Origin of the sequence: Aeromonas sp. 604176 (assembly GCF_049170755.1) — a bacterium.
Classification (GTDB): domain Bacteria; phylum Pseudomonadota; class Gammaproteobacteria; order Enterobacterales; family Aeromonadaceae; genus Aeromonas; species Aeromonas veronii_A.
Window position 1 is genome coordinate 14,960 of sequence record NZ_JAAKNE010000046.1, and the last position, 14,147, is coordinate 29,106.

At 57.1% G+C, this 14,147-nt stretch carries 11 protein-coding genes; 3 read left to right on the top strand and 8 right to left on the bottom strand.

Annotation, left to right across the window (positions count from 1 at the left end):
- Nucleotides 1-43: 43 nt before the first annotated feature.
- The 3 genes from G5358_RS10345 to manA all read right to left on the bottom strand — a co-directional run bounded on the left by G5358_RS10345 (nucleotide 44) and on the right by manA (nucleotide 7,028).
- On the bottom strand, nucleotides 44-2,446 hold the full coding sequence (locus tag G5358_RS10345; RefSeq protein WP_266135104.1) for a GH92 family glycosyl hydrolase: 2,403 nt from the start codon (nucleotides 2,444-2,446) through the stop codon (nucleotides 44-46).
- A gap of 55 nt (nucleotides 2,447-2,501) precedes the next feature.
- Nucleotides 2,502-5,198, bottom strand: coding sequence for a GH92 family glycosyl hydrolase (locus G5358_RS10350; RefSeq protein ID WP_421324056.1), 2,697 nt, complete (start codon nucleotides 5,196-5,198; stop codon nucleotides 2,502-2,504).
- Nucleotides 5,199-5,837: 639 nt separating this feature from the next.
- Nucleotides 5,838-7,028 carry a mannose-6-phosphate isomerase, class I gene (gene manA / locus G5358_RS10355; protein ID WP_201991827.1) on the bottom strand — a complete coding sequence of 397 codons (1,191 nt, stop codon included), beginning with the start codon at nucleotides 7,026-7,028 and terminating at the stop codon, nucleotides 5,838-5,840.
- Nucleotides 7,029-7,144: 116 nt separating this feature from the next.
- On the opposite strand from manA, the gene G5358_RS10360 reads away from it, so the two are divergent.
- Nucleotides 7,145-8,020, top strand: coding sequence for an AraC family transcriptional regulator (locus G5358_RS10360; protein ID WP_005347181.1), 876 nt, complete (start codon nucleotides 7,145-7,147; stop codon nucleotides 8,018-8,020).
- A gap of 156 nt (nucleotides 8,021-8,176) precedes the next feature.
- Nucleotides 8,177-9,430 (top strand): NADP-dependent isocitrate dehydrogenase, encoded by a 1,254-nt coding sequence (icd, locus tag G5358_RS10365; protein WP_005347179.1) that lies wholly within the window; start codon nucleotides 8,177-8,179, stop codon nucleotides 9,428-9,430.
- Nucleotides 9,431-9,505: 75 nt separating this feature from the next.
- Here the strand turns inward: icd and G5358_RS10370 are convergent, their stop codons facing one another.
- From G5358_RS10370 to G5358_RS10385, 4 genes are all read right to left on the bottom strand, one after another.
- On the bottom strand, nucleotides 9,506-9,682 hold the full coding sequence (locus G5358_RS10370; protein ID WP_005337712.1) for a hypothetical protein: 177 nt from the start codon (nucleotides 9,680-9,682) through the stop codon (nucleotides 9,506-9,508).
- Nucleotides 9,683-10,178: 496 nt separating this feature from the next.
- Nucleotides 10,179-10,355 carry a hypothetical protein gene (locus G5358_RS10375; protein WP_005347176.1) on the bottom strand — a complete coding sequence of 59 codons (177 nt, stop codon included), beginning with the start codon at nucleotides 10,353-10,355 and terminating at the stop codon, nucleotides 10,179-10,181.
- A 279-nt stretch (nucleotides 10,356-10,634) separates the two neighbouring features.
- Nucleotides 10,635-11,084 carry a C40 family peptidase gene (locus G5358_RS10380; RefSeq protein ID WP_216953259.1) on the bottom strand — a complete coding sequence of 150 codons (450 nt, stop codon included), beginning with the start codon at nucleotides 11,082-11,084 and terminating at the stop codon, nucleotides 10,635-10,637.
- A 193-nt stretch (nucleotides 11,085-11,277) separates the two neighbouring features.
- The gene (locus G5358_RS10385) at nucleotides 11,278-12,186 is read right to left on the bottom strand and encodes a hydrogen peroxide-inducible genes activator (RefSeq protein ID WP_216953260.1); all 909 of its coding nucleotides are present in this window, start codon (nucleotides 12,184-12,186) and stop codon (nucleotides 11,278-11,280) included.
- Nucleotides 12,187-12,332: 146 nt separating this feature from the next.
- Here G5358_RS10385 and G5358_RS10390 point away from each other — a divergent pair, with 146 nt between their 5' ends.
- Nucleotides 12,333-12,935 carry a peroxiredoxin C gene (locus G5358_RS10390; RefSeq protein ID WP_216953261.1) on the top strand — a complete coding sequence of 201 codons (603 nt, stop codon included), beginning with the start codon at nucleotides 12,333-12,335 and terminating at the stop codon, nucleotides 12,933-12,935.
- 181 nt (nucleotides 12,936-13,116) lie between these two features.
- On the opposite strand, the gene G5358_RS10395 is transcribed toward G5358_RS10390, so the two are convergent.
- Entirely contained in the window at nucleotides 13,117-14,082 is a 966-nt protein-coding gene (locus G5358_RS10395) for an alpha-L-glutamate ligase-like protein (protein ID WP_216953262.1), read from the bottom strand.
- Between the last annotated feature and the right edge of the window lie 65 nt (nucleotides 14,083-14,147).

Sequence of the window (14,147 nt, forward strand, 5' to 3'; positions counted from 1 at the left end):
GAGATGAAAAAGCGGCAAGCCGGGTGGCTTGCCGCTTGTAGAGTTACGGGGTCGGTTGCTGGTTGGTCATCACAAAACGCAGCTCACCACCGGGACGGATCTCGCTGTGGGCGAAGGTGTTGTACTGGTTGAGTGGCTTGCCATTGATGGTGACCTCTTTGACATAGAGGTTGTCCGGGCTGTTGTTCTGCGCTACCACGTTGAACTGACCGTCGGGCAGGTTGATGGTGACCTTGTCAAAGATGGGACGACCGATGGTGTAGGTCGGGTCGCCCGGGGAGATTTGATAGAAGCCCATGGCACTCATGATGTACCAGGCCGACATCTGGCCGACGTCTTCATTGCCGATCAGGCCATCCGGGGTGGTTTTGTAGAACTCCTTATAGACCCGGTCGAGGTACTCCTGCGCTTTCCAGGGCTGGGCGGTGCGATTGTAGAGATAGATGACGTGGTGTGAGGGCTCGTTGCCATGAATGTACTGCCCGATGTAACCGGTCATGTCCTGATGTGCTTCGCCCCCGTTGGGGTCGGCGTTGAACAGGTTGTCGAGCTTGTCGTTCAGTCCCTGCTGGCCACCCATGATCTCGGTCAGCTTGTCGAGATCCTGCATGAAGGACCACTGCCACTGCCAGGCATTGCCCTCGGTGTAGTAGAAGGCATCCGACTTGTAGGGATCGAAATCGGCCGCCGCGTATTTCAGGGCGCACGGGTCACCGTTTTTCAGCTCGGTCGGTACGAAGAAGCCTTTGCCATCGGCATTGCCAGCCTGGGGATCCCAATGTTTGAGCGAGTTGTAGGATCGTGCCTTGAACTCCTGATAGGTAGTCATGTCGCCCGCGGCTTTCGCCATCTCGGCGATGGTCCAGTCGTAGAAAGAGAACTCCAGCGAGTAGGAGACCGAGTTCCAGTTGGGATAACGGACGCACTGCTCTTTCTCGTGATAGCTGAGCTGACCGGCCATCAGCGAGCTCAGGATGTCGTCATGGATCTGCGGGTAATCGGCAGGCCGGTAGTGGGCCGATTTGACCGAGGCTTCCAGTGCCTCTTGCGCATCGATCAGCCCCTTGGTCACCGCATCGGCAAGGATGGCCGCCGAGGGGTAGCCAATCATGGTGCCGGTTTCCGAGCCGTGGCCTTCCCATTTGGGCAGCAGGCCGAACTCCACGTTGGATTTGCGGATCAGATCCTTGGCGTAGAGAGTCGCCTGTGGCGGGTCCATGATGGTCCACATGGGGTGAACGGCGCGGAAGGTATCCCAGGTCGAGTAGATGGAGTAGTTGGGGGTATCGCCAGGTTGCAGGGTGCGCAGGGTGCCTTGCATATCAAGATACTTGCCATCCACATCGTAGAGCTCGATAGGGGCGATCATCATGTGGTAGAGGGCGGTGTAGAAATTGGTCTTCTCGGTTTCCGTCCCCCCTTCGGTTTTGAGTGTTGCCAGCTTTTCGGCCCACGCGTATTCGGCGTCTGACTTCACCTTGGCGAAATCAAAGGTGGGGGCTTCCGCCTCCAGATTCTTCTGTGCTCCTTGCCAGCTCACCGCCGAGATACCGACCCGGATCTCGATCGGTTGGTCACCCTGGCCAAAATTGAGGTAGGCGGTCAGGTCATCCCCTTGATAGACGCTGTTGGGGCGCATCTCCCGGGTGGGCATCTTGTCCTGCTCGCCCAGCATGGCCCTGGCCACAGGTTGGTTGAATTTGGCGTAGAAGAAGATGTTCTGGCCCTGATGGTTCTGTCCCTGGAACCAGCCAGTGGAGGTTTTGCGGCCACGCAGGGTGTACTCATCCACCACTTCGATTTTGTTTTTCAGCGATTGGCCGTTGTTGTTCAGTAGGGTATGACCCAGATCGAATTTCACATTCCGATCCGCTCCTTTGGCGAAGGTGTAACGGTGCAAACCGACCCGTTTGGTGGTGGTCAGTTCAACCTCAATCTCCCCCTTGTTCAGTCTGGTTTTGTAATAACCGGCGCTGGCGTGCTCATTGGTTTTGTCAAAGGCGTTTATCTGGGCGTCGGCCATCTCGGCGTAGGGCAGTACCAGAATGTCGCCCAGATCGGTGGCGCCGGTGCCGGAGAGATGGGTATGGGAGAAGCCGTAGAGCGGAACATCGGTTGCGACGATCTCGCCCGTGAGATAATTGGAAGAGTCCCAGTAGCCGGAGGCTGAGTGCCAGGGGTTGAGTCCGCTCTCGTGATCGGTGTTGGAGCCAATAAAGGTATCCGGCGAGAGCTGCACCATGCCGGCAGGGCGGGTGGCACCGGGGAAAGTGTGGCCTGATGCGGCGGTGCCTATCATGGGGTCAACGTATTTCAGTACCGACAGATCGACAACCGGAGTTACCGGTTTCTCGATAGCGGTAGACTCGCTCTCACTGTTGCAACCGGCGATGCCACCGGTCAGTGCGGCAATCACCGCAAGAGAAAGAAGATTGCACTTGAACATGGTCATTCCATTTTTGAGTGGTGATGGGGGAGGAAGTCCTCCCCCGAACAGGTGATTAACGGGAACCGGCAGGCAGGTCGCCTTCGTGCAGGAAGGTGCCGATACCTTGCGCGGGCGGCAGATCTTCCGGCTGGCTGCCCCAATTCTGGTTGGGGCTATCGCCCATCACGAATTCAAGCTTGCCGCCACTGAGGATTTCCTCATGGGTGAGGTAGCTGCGATTGAACTCGCTGCCATTGAGGCGAGCGGACTGGATGTAGATGTTGTCGCGGCTGACATTCTGGGCCGTGACGGTGAACTGTTTGCCCGCACCCACATCGAGCGAGGCGGTTTCGAACATGGGGGTGCCAATCTCGTAGATGCCGGAGGAGGCATTGACCGGGAAGAAGCCCAGCGCCCGGAACACGAACCAGGCAGAGAGGGTGCCAAAGTCATCGTTGCCACAGATGCCGTCAGGGGTGTTCTTGTAGCAGACGTTGGTGGCTGCCACGATGGCGGCCTGTCCCTTCCAGGGCTGTCCTACGTAGTTGTAGAGGTAGGGCACATGGATATCGGGCTCGTTGCCCTGCACATGCTGTCCCACGTTGCCGGTGTTGAATACCGGGAACTGGTTGTCGCCAGCGTTGCGATCCGGATAGGTACTCCAATACTCGTCCAGCCGTTTGGCAAACAGTTCGCCCCGTTTGGCCTGAGGATTCTGGGTCTGGTCGAAGCGGGTCATCAGATCGACCAGGCCATGAATGTCATGTTGAACGCTGAAGGCGTATTGCCAGCCGTTGGACTCGGCGAATGACCAGTTGAACATGTCGGGGCGCCAATCCTTGCCCACTGCCCGGCCGGTTTTCGGGTCTACCCAACCGGCATCAATGAAGTTGCCAGCGTAGTCGCGGGCCTTGAACCACCCCTTGTACTGCTTGCCGCCAAAGTCAAACTGCGCCTGCCAGTTCTTGGATCGATCGGCAAACTCCTGATAGCGGGGGTCACTTTCGCCAAATACTGCCTTGATCGATTGGGCGATCGCCCAGTCATTCATGGAGTACTCCAGCGAGTAGGATGAGGTCCAGGCATCCTTGAAGGGGGAGTGAGATTCCCAGTCATTGCCCGGCGGTGTGTCATGCAACTGGGCAGGCACATAGCCTTGCTGCTCGTACTCCTTGATCCAGGCGACCCCCTGGCTGGTGGCTGCGCGGGCGTCGGTGATCATGGCGGTCACCAGTCGCTCCTTGATCTCCTGACGTTCCGCATCGCTGAAGCCCAGCGCGATCATCCGTCTGTCCAGCGAGCCTTTGGAGAGTACGTCGTGGATCACCGGCGTGGAGTGCATCCCCATCATCATGCCGGTCTCGTTACCCTTGAAGGTCCACTCCGGCAATCTGCCCTTGCGCAGGTTGCCCAGATCGTCCATCCACTCCTCCTCGGCGTAGGAGAGCATGGAGAGCACCACATCGGCGAGGCGATCCGGCTCCAGCAGTGACGAGAGGGGTTGTACTGCGCGGTAGGTGTCCCACAGGGAGAAGGTGTCGTAACGGGTAAAGTCCGCTTTGCCATCCCGGTTGGCATCGGCGGTGCGAACCGACTCCTTGAGGGTATCGATCTGCTCGCCCCACGGTGTGTTGCCATCCGGATAGGCGTTGCGCCCCTGATGCACCTGGCGGTAGCGCCCGTCCAGATCAGAGTGAATGGTCTGGCCCAGATAGGTGTGGTAGAGCGCGGTATAGAAGGTCTGTTTGTACTCCTCATCCCCACTGACCCGGATCTTGCCCAGCTCCTTTTCCCATTTTTGGGTCGCAGCCTGACGGACATCGTCAAACGACATATTGGCCACTTCGGTCATGTTGAGTGAGGCGCCAGCGTTGCCATCCTGGCCGATCTCGACGTTGGAGAGGGCTACCTTGGCCTCGACGACCAAGCCCGCCGCCGCGGTATCAAATTCCACATAGGCACGCGCGTACTGATATTTGCCACGGGTCTCGTTGCCGATCTCGGTGGTGCCTTCCGGCAGGTCCAGATAGCGGTTCTGGTCTTTGTCAAAGTAGGCGAAGCGGATGTTTTTGATGGGCTGGTCGAACTCCATCACGAAGAACTCTTTCTGGCTGGGGGCCCAGCCGTCAGAGAAGCGATGGCCCTCGATCCGGTTGTGGGTTTTGTCCCATTTCAGATAGGAGTCGGAGGTGTAGTCCCAGTTGACCTTGAAGCCGAGGTTGACCACGATTTCCGATTTTTTATCTTGCGGGAAGGTGTAGCGATGAACCCCCACCCGATCCGAGGCGGTCAGCTCGGCCTTGATCCCGTAATCCTTCAGATTGACCTTGTAGTAGCCCGCCGTTGCCTCTTCATCCTTGTGGCTGTAGCGGGAGGCCTCCAGATTCAGTGAGGCCGACCCCTCGTTCAGCATGAAATTGGAGCGTGAGTTGATCGGCATCACCAGAATATCGTTGAGATCTCCAGCTCCGGCACCCGAGAGGTGAGTGTGGGAAAACCCGGCGAGGCGGTTGTCGTGGTAGTAATAGCCGGAGATATATTCCCAGCCATTGGCCCCATTATTGGGCGACAGCTGCACCATGCCATGCGGGGTCGTGGCGCCGGGATAGGTGTTGCCTAAATTACCTGTGCCGATGAACGGATTGACGTAACGGGAGACGTTAGTCTCTTTATTGTTATTGACAGCGGTATCCGAGTCATTTTGACAACCGGATATACCAACCAGGCCAGCCAGTACGGCACACGCGAGCAGGGAACGTTTCAGTTTCATATTTGTCGCCACAGGTTAATGAAAGTAGGGTATCGAACGTATAAAAACAGATAATGCAGAACGCCGGGCCAGCCAATGAATATCTGCCGGATGAGAGAGCCATCTGCATGTATTACCCCGACTGTCACTGGATATAGAGGGTGACGGGGGGAATATCAGCCAGATAAAATGGATCTTGAAAACGATCTGGCCATACAGGCGGAAAAATAAATGCGCAGAAAAATAACAGGCACCCAGAGCCTGATTTAAAAAATCGCCCCTTACACTTATGAAATAAGTGGCTGAGCTGTGTTACATCTGGAATATATAAATGTTCTTAAATGTTTTTCCTGCTGCCTGTAAATTAACGGTTTCTATTATTTCGTTGATTAATATCCTGGGACAGAGGAAAAAAATGGCATTAACTGGATTTTTATGACGTGTGGGGAAGGGTGTGAGCTGGCTCGCATAACTGCAGGGTGGCGTGACCAGGGAGGCTAAATGATATTAATCATTATAAGTCAGCGTGTTATTCTTCGATGTTGAGTTAAATGACCGATTTTGTGAGTCGTACCGGGCTCCACATGGTCAGATGAGCTGAAAAAAAGGGCCCTGCTGGGCCCTTTGAACAGAGGGTGATGAGCCGATGGCCCACCAGGATCAGCGGTTGCTGGCGCGGGCAAAACGCCCTTCAGCCGTCACGCGATAATCGCTGGTGCTGGCGGGTACAAATGCAGATTGCCCTATGGTCAGTGTCAGACGCTCGCCATCCTGGCCAATGAGGGTGATGGGCCCATCGATGGCGAACAGGATCTCGGCATTGCCGGTGGTGAGGGCATGTTCGCCTGCGCCATATACGCTGAAGGTGAAATCCGGTACCGGCACGTCGAAGTGCTGTACTGTGCCTTCCATGCGAGGGGTGAGCAGGATCTGGTCGTCCGGTTTGGCGACACAGCGGGTGCAGGCCAGCAGCTCCGGCACATCCATGTATTTGGGGGTCAGACCGGCACGCAGCACGTTGTCGGAGTTGGCCATGATCTCGAGGCCAGTGCCGTGGATGTAGGCGTGGGGGGTCTGGGCGTCGAGGAACATCGCCTGACCCGGCTCAAGTGTTACCACGTTGAGCAGCAACGGCGAGAAGAGCCCCACATCCCCCGGGTACTGGTTGGCCAGCTTGCTGATGGTGGCGAAAGTCTCTTCATCCTGATGGGCGGCGGCATAGGCCAGCAGGCCAGCCAGCGCCTCGTCCTTGCGATCACCGCTGAGGATCAGCAACTGGTGGAAGAAGTGCTGCAGGCCAGCTTCATCCTGTGACTGGCGAAGCGCTGCGGTCAGGTCGACCAGTGCGGGCAGCGCCATGCGATCGAACAGGGCCAGGATGGCCGGGATGGCGCGAAAGCCGTTCATCGCCTGATAGCGGGTGAGGGCAAAGACCAGCTCCGGCTTGTGGTTCGGATCCTTGTAGTTGCGGTTGCTCGCCTTGATATCGATGCCTGCGGCTTCTTCTTTGGCAAAACCGGCTTCGGCCTGTGCCTTGCTCGGATGTACCTGAATGGAGAGGGCTTGCTCGGCGCAGAGCACCTTGAACAGGAAGGGGAGTGAGCCGAAACGAGCCTGGGTAGCTTCGCCCAGCATGGCGACGGGGTTGGCGTCAATCAGGCTGGAAAGCTTCACGGTCTCGCCTGCCAGGGTCACTTCGGAGCAGCCATTGGGGTGAGCGCCCATCCACAGTTCAGCTTGTGGTTTGCCTTCGGGATTTTTGATGCCAAACAGCGTGGTCAGGGAGTCACGACTGCCCCAGACATAATCCTGGATCGGGTTGCACATTAGAAAAAACGGCGGGTAGCTCATGGATGGCTCCTTGTATCAGAACGATTTTTTGGGAATTTCAGTCTGGCGCGGACTATAGCATGGCAGGGGCAGCGCACCGCAATCGGTTGCTCTCTGCATCTTGATCAGGATCATTCATGAGTATCATCTTTACCCAGCTGTTGGACGGCTTTCTAAGTGAGGGGGGAGGCTTTGAGAAGGTGTTGTTTGCCTCTGACAAAGGGGTGCCTCCCTGCTTCAGTTATCAGGTCAATTTTCCGCGTCTCGAGCTGGTATTCAGTGGTCACTATCTCAACCAGATCTGGTCCCCGGAAGGGGATGTGCAGTCGGTACAGATGGGGCCGCGGGAGGCGATGTACATTCCCCCCAACGGCTGGAACAAGCCGGATTGGGACAATGACTGTTCCGTGCTCAGCCTGTTGTTCGGCAAGCGTCAGATAGGGTTCAGTCTGGTGAGCAAGCACAAGGGAGACACCGGCTTCTTCGATGTCCAGAAGCACAGTATTCAGGCCGGTGCCGGACGGGCGCTCGATCATATCCTGCTCTCCCTCAACACCCTTGCGCAGGAGCCGATAAGGGCACCGATGGACAATCACCTGCTGCAGGCGCTGCTCAGTTACTCACGGCAGTTGCTGGTGGAGTCGGAGAGCGGTCGTCCTCGTGGCTCCGATCTTTTTCACGGCATCTGCATCTACATTCAGGAAAATTTCCACCGCCCCATCAGTCGCGAATGCATCGCCGCCCGCTTCAATCTCTCCCCCAGCCATCTCTCACGCCTGTTCCGCCAGCAGGGGCACATGCGGCTAGCGGACTACATCAGCTGGGTGCGGCTGGAGCGGGCCAAGTTCATGCTGAAAAAGTATCGCTTCCGTCTCGAAGAGGTCGCCAATCGCTGCGGGTTTACCGACGTGAACTACTTCTGCCGGGTGTTCAAACAGAAGACCGGCTTGACCCCTTCCCAGTACCGTTCCCTGAGTCAGCCGCAGGCGGCGGCCAGCGAGCTGGAGGGATAACGGGGCTGTGTCGGGAAGGCGTGGTGACGGCGCACTGGCGGGTGGCTACCTCTTTGGTCTGACATGCTTTCTTGTCGTTTTATTATGAAAATGAATGGGCTAAGATGGCCGCGCGCAACAAACAAGTTGATAACAAACGGAAGTTAGGAGATGCCGATGGAAAGCAAAGTAGTAATCCCGACCCAGGGTCAGAAAATCACAGTCGATGCCAACGGCAAGCTGCAGGTTCCCAACCATCCGATCATTCCGTTTATTGAAGGGGATGGCATCGGTGTTGACGTAACCCCTGCCATGTTGAATGTGGTGAATGCTGCGGTCGAGAAAGCCTACAAGGGCGAGCGCAAGATCGCCTGGATGGAGATCTATACCGGCGAGAAATCGACTCATGTCTATGGCGAAGGTGCCTGGCTGCCGGCCGAAACCTTGGATTTCATTCGCGAATACTGCGTGGCCATCAAGGGCCCGCTGACTACTCCGGTCGGTGGCGGTATCCGCTCCCTCAACGTGGCCCTGCGTCAGGAGCTGGATCTCTACATCTGCCTGCGCCCGGTGCGTTACTACGACGGCACCCCGAGCCCGGTGAAACGTCCTGATCTGACCGACATGGTGATCTTCCGCGAAAACGCCGAAGACATCTACGCCGGCATCGAGTGGAAGGCCGACAGTGCCGAAGCGAACAAGGTGATCGCCTTCCTGCAAAACGAGATGGGCGTGAAGAAAATTCGCTTCCCCGAGTCCTGTGGTATCGGCATCAAGCCGATGTCCAAAGCCGGTACCGAGCGTCTGGTGCGTGCCGCTATCGAGTATGCCATCGACAACGATCGCGACTCCGTGACCCTGGTGCACAAGGGCAACATCATGAAGTTCACCGAAGGTGCCTTCAAGGATTGGGGTTATGCTCTGGCTCAGAACGAGTATGGCGCCCAGCTGATCGACGGCGGCCCCTGGTGCTCCTTCAAGAACCCGAAAACCGGCAAGACCATCGTCATCAAGGATGTTATCGCCGATGCCTTCTTGCAGCAGATCCTGCTGCGTCCGGCCGAGTATGACGTCATCGCCTGTATGAACCTCAACGGCGACTACATCTCCGACGCGCTGGCCGCTCAGGTAGGCGGTATCGGTATCGCGCCGGGTGCCAACATCGGCGATGGTGTGGCCCTGTTCGAAGCGACCCACGGTACTGCGCCGAAGTATGCCGGTCAGGACAAGGTCAACCCGGGTTCCCTGATCCTCTCCGCCGAGATGATGCTGCGCCACATGGGCTGGGTCGAAGCGGCCGATCTCATCATCAAGGGCATGGAAGCGGCGATCCGAAACAAGACCGTCACCTATGACTTCGAGCGTCTGATGGAAGGGGCGACTCTGCGTTCCTGCTCCCAGTTTGCTCAGGACATGATCGACCAAATGTAATGTCTTCTGCTTGCCAGAAAAGACAAAACCGGCGCCATGTGCGCCGGTTTTTTTATCGCGAAAGAGTGCAGGGGCTTATTGCGCCTGCTCTACGTGTTGCTGATAGCGTTGCTGCCATTTGCTGGTTTCTGCTTCATCACCCTGGGCCTTCCAGAAGGCGCAGATGGTGTTGGCAAGTTCCGAAGCCATCGCGTGATCTCCGTCACGTCGGCTCATCAGATAATCTCCCAGCCAGCTTTGATATTGTTTCATTACCCGATCTCCTTATCTCATGTGCCCTTGAAGGTGCCCACCTTGACGGGAGCCTGTCGGCTCATCTTGGGGGGAACATCATCAGGCATGATGGTGCAAAGTCACGACCCGGGCAGAGAGCCCGATGGGCAATCTGGCGGCGAACGTGACGCGAGATGTCAAAAAATGAGCGCCATTTTAGCACAAACTGACCAACTTGGGGAAATTGTCGCCATGGATTGCGACAGAACTGCCCATCCCCTTGTTCTCAAAACAGAAAACCCGCCGTGAGGACGCGGTTGGTTTGGATGAAACCCGGGGAAACAGGGTGGGGAACCCTGTTGTGTCCGGTTGCATCGACGAGCTCGACACTTGGTTCTGGATGAGCACTGTCATGGACTCAAGAAATGGTAGAGGGGGCATGCAAAAGGGCGTTATGCGGGAACTGGCTATGCGCGAAGCAATAGGGGGCAGCCTTGCTGCCAACAGATGGCTGGCAGCAAGGTGACGGTCGGGATCAGGTGGTCTTTTCCAGATGGTTCTGGTAAATCTGCTGCCACTTGTCCAGTTCGGTTTCATCTCCCTGTTGTTGCCAGAACTCGCAGATGGAACTCGCCATCTCGCATGCCATGGCGTGGTCGCCGTCACGGCGACTCATCAGGTATTGCCCCAGCCAGTTTTGATACTGTTTCATTGGATGATCTCCTTATCTATTTAACCCTTGATACTGCTGCTGTGAGCCACCCGTCCGGCAGTGCTGTCACAGCCACTTTCGCTGCTTCGCTTATTGTCAATCAGGACAGATAGCGTATGAGAAAAGCGCGAAAGTGCTAAAAATTGGCCACCACCTTATCACAAAATGGTATGAAAGGCAGGTTTTGGGGCCAATTGAGTTTTCAGTGCAGGGGATTATCTCGACCTGGCGACCGGGATTGACGGAGTCCAGCAGTATAACGGGCAGGTGTTTGAACCTTTACTGGGTTACCCGACGGGCTTGCCAATAGCGGCTGTTCCAGTAGACATTGTCGAGTCTCGAACGGATTACACCCTTGCTCGTGGAGGCGTGGATAAACTCGCCGGCACCGGTATAGACCCCCACATGGTACTGCTGCCAGCCGGTTTTGAAGAAGACCAGATCCCCGTGTTGCAGCCGGTAGCGATCCACCGGTTTGCCGATACTGGCCTGGGATTCGGTGGTTCTTGGCAAGTTGACTCCCAGCACCTGATTGTAGGCGAGCTGGGTGAAGGCGGAGCAGTCGAGTCCGGCGCGGTTGGTGCCGCCCATCCGGTAGGGGACGCCACGCCACTGCTGGTAGAAACCGTCAAAGGCACTGCTCTGCTGGCGGGGCGGCGGTGGCTCTGGCGTGCTGGAGCAGGCGGCCAGCAGCAGGGTCAGCAGGGATAGCATCAGCTTGCGGTACATCGGAGAGCTCTCCACAACGGGGTCTACCAATAGATACGTCTGTTAACCGCCACCCCGGACAGAATATGGTGACGGCCGCCAGTGGCGTGACAACTTTTCCATCATAAACAGGGATCTGGCTTGATACCTAGTCCCGAAAGGAGAAAATGCGGCAAGTGAGCGAAAAACGCCAGCCTGCGGCTGGCATTCGGGGTCAGTGGGCGGGATTGATCAGTGGGGTAAGCAATTCGGCCAGCTTATAGAAGGTTTGCACCCGGGTGGTACTGGGACGCCAAACCATGCCGATCTCGCGATAGGATTTTTCCCCCGGCAGGGGAATGGCGACCAGATCCGAATTGGCAAGAATGCCGGCGTCGATGGCCATCTGAGGCAGGAAGGTAGTGCCAAGTCCCGCCTCGACCATCTGCACCAGAGTGTGCAGGCTGGTGGCGGCAAAGGGATTGATCTTGCTCTTGTCCCGCAGACGGCAAGCGCTCACTGCGTGCTCGGTGAGGCAGTGCTCCCGCTCCAGCAGGAAGATGCTCTGGTTTGGCAGCTCCTTGTAGTCGAACGGGGTGTGCAGACCGGCCGCCATGCTGGCGGGCATCACCATGTGGAACGGATCCTGGCCGACGGTCTTGCAGTGAAAACCACCGATCTCGATGGGGAGAGCGAGGATCAGCAAGTCGAGCTGACCTTGTTCCAGCTGCTTGAGCAGATTGCTGGTGGTGTCTTCCCGCAGTAACAATTCGAGGTCAGGATAGGTTTTGCTGCATACTTTCAGCAGTTTGCTGAGCAGGAAGGGGGCGATGGTGGGAATACAGCCCAGACGCACGGTCCCCTGCATCACACCACCCTGGTGTTGACCTAGTTCCATCAGATCTCGCGCATCGGAGAGCAAATTGCGAGCGCGCTCGACGATTTCCATGCCGACCGGGGTCATAATGAAGCTCTTGTGGTCCCGCTCCACCAGTTGCAGGTTCATCATCTCTTCCAGCGTCTGGATCCCGGTACTCAGGGTCGACTGGCTGACATGACAGGCCTTGGCGGCGCGGTTGAAGTTCTTGTGCTCGTCGAGAGCGACCAGATATTGCAGCTGTTTGAGGCTGGGCCAACGTTGCATAGGAAAATCCGATTAATGCTATCTATTTAATTTGATTTAACTAATCTACCACCGGGTCTATAGTTTGTCGCTTGAATTAGACGGACTAGGCTCTTGGTAGCCCAATCCTGACTGGATTGTTCACTTCACTTAAAGAGGAATTGAATATGGTATTGGTAGGCCGTCCCGCACCCGATTTTACCGCCGCAGCCGTTCTGGGTAATGGCGAGATCGTTGATTCGTTCACCCTCTCATCCCACATCAAAGGCAAGGCAGCCGTCCTGTTCTTCTATCCGCTCGACTTCACCTTCGTCTGCCCGTCCGAGCTGATTGCCTTCGATCACCGTCTGGAAGAGTTCAACAAGCGTGGCGTGGAAGTGATCGGTGTTTCCATCGATTCCGAGTTCTCTCACAACGCCTGGCGCAACACCAAGATCGAAGACGGCGGCATCGGCCCAGTCAAGTACCCCTTGGTTGCCGACATCAAGCACGAGATCTGCAAAGCCTATGATGTCGAGCACCCGGAAGCCGGTGTGGCGTTCCGTGGCTCCTTCCTGATCGACAAAAACGGTGTTGTTCGTCACCAGGTAGTCAACGATCTGCCGCTGGGTCGCAACATCGACGAGATGCTGCGCATGGTGGATGCCCTGCAGTTCCACGAAGAGCACGGCGAAGTGTGCCCGGCTCAGTGGGAGAAAGGCAAGAAAGGCATGACCGCCTCCCCGGATGGCGTTGCCAAGTATCTGTCCGAGAACGCCGCTTCCCTGTAATCGGGTCTGCGTGCCGGATAGTGAAAAACCGATGCCCAGGCATCGGTTTTTTTATGGCCGTTGTTTGGCTGTCTGGTTCTGTCCCATTGCTCGGCAGGATTGTCGTTGCCGGCAGCGCGCCGATAAACGGCAGTCATAAAAAAGCGCGCCCTTTGGCGCGCTTTTGACATGGGGGGCGGGACTACTCGTCAAAGATACCGAAGTGTTCTTTGGCAAAGTTGACCCGCTGCGCCACGCTCATCTTGACCTGTCCCAGCTTCTCGATGGTCTTGAGGTTGGGCACCAGGCCACGACCGTTGGCGATTTGAATGGCCAGACCCGGGCGGGCGTTGAGCTCCAGCAGCATGGGGCCGCGGAACTTGTCCAGCACCATATCGGTACCGATATAGCCCAGACCAGACATCTCGTAACAGGAGGCGGCCAGGGTGAGCAGGGTATCCCAGTGGGGTACCTTGAGCTCATAGAGGTCGAGGCCGGTATCCGGATGGTGGCGCAGCGGATTGCCAAACTGCACCGCCCGCAGCGCGCGGCCGGTACGCAGGCACAGACCCACCCCAACGGCGCCCTGGTGCAGGTTCGCCTTGCCATCGGAGGCCGAGGTGGAGAGGCGCATCATCGCCATCACCGGGAAGCCTTTGAAGATGATCACCCGGGCATCGGGCACCCCTTCGAACGAGTAGCCGTCGAATACGTCATCGAAGTTGATAAGGCCTTCGACCAGCGCTACGTCTGGCTTGCCACCAAGCGAATAGAGCCCCGCCAGAATGTTGGAGACATGGCGCTCCAGATCCTGGCCGTTGCAGGCGCTGCCGTTGGGTTTGTAGAAGAGACCATCTTCCTGACGGAGGATCACCAGGATCCCCTTGCCGCCAGAGCCACGGGCCGGCTTGATGCAGAAGCCCGGCCAATCTTTTACCAGCTCGGTGATGCGACCTACATCGTGCTGGGCACGGATGGTGCCGATCAGCTCAGGCACCGTCACGCCTGCATCCAGCGCAATTTGCTTGGTCTGCAGCTTGTCATCCACCAGCGGATAGAGGCTGCGCGGATTGTAGCGGCTGATGTAGGAGTGGTTGCGCTTGTTCATACCGAGGATGCCTGCCTGCGACAGGCTCCACGGAGTAGTGTACTTTTCCCAGAACCACATCTGTTACTTGTCCTTACCCGGGGTGGCGCCAGACTTGATCTCGTCCACCAGCGGCTTGAAGCGCT

Coding starts and splice junctions, on each gene's coding strand:
- G5358_RS10345 (WP_266135104.1), bottom strand. CDS start 2,446: ATGTTCAAGTGCAATCTTCTTTCTCTTGCGGTGATTGCCGCACTGACC.
- G5358_RS10350 (WP_421324056.1), bottom strand. CDS start 5,198: ATGAAACTGAAACGTTCCCTGCTCGCGTGTGCCGTACTGGCTGGCCTG.
- manA (WP_201991827.1), bottom strand. CDS start 7,028: ATGAGCTACCCGCCGTTTTTTCTAATGTGCAACCCGATCCAGGATTAT.
- G5358_RS10360 (WP_005347181.1), top strand. CDS start 7,145: ATGAGTATCATCTTTACCCAGCTGTTGGACGGCTTTCTAAGTGAGGGG.
- icd (WP_005347179.1), top strand. CDS start 8,177: ATGGAAAGCAAAGTAGTAATCCCGACCCAGGGTCAGAAAATCACAGTC.
- G5358_RS10370 (WP_005337712.1), bottom strand. CDS start 9,682: ATGAAACAATATCAAAGCTGGCTGGGAGATTATCTGATGAGCCGACGT.
- G5358_RS10375 (WP_005347176.1), bottom strand. CDS start 10,355: ATGAAACAGTATCAAAACTGGCTGGGGCAATACCTGATGAGTCGCCGT.
- G5358_RS10380 (WP_216953259.1), bottom strand. CDS start 11,084: ATGTACCGCAAGCTGATGCTATCCCTGCTGACCCTGCTGCTGGCCGCC.
- G5358_RS10385 (WP_216953260.1), bottom strand. CDS start 12,186: ATGCAACGTTGGCCCAGCCTCAAACAGCTGCAATATCTGGTCGCTCTC.
- G5358_RS10390 (WP_216953261.1), top strand. CDS start 12,333: ATGGTATTGGTAGGCCGTCCCGCACCCGATTTTACCGCCGCAGCCGTT.
- G5358_RS10395 (WP_216953262.1), bottom strand. CDS start 14,082: ATGTGGTTCTGGGAAAAGTACACTACTCCGTGGAGCCTGTCGCAGGCA.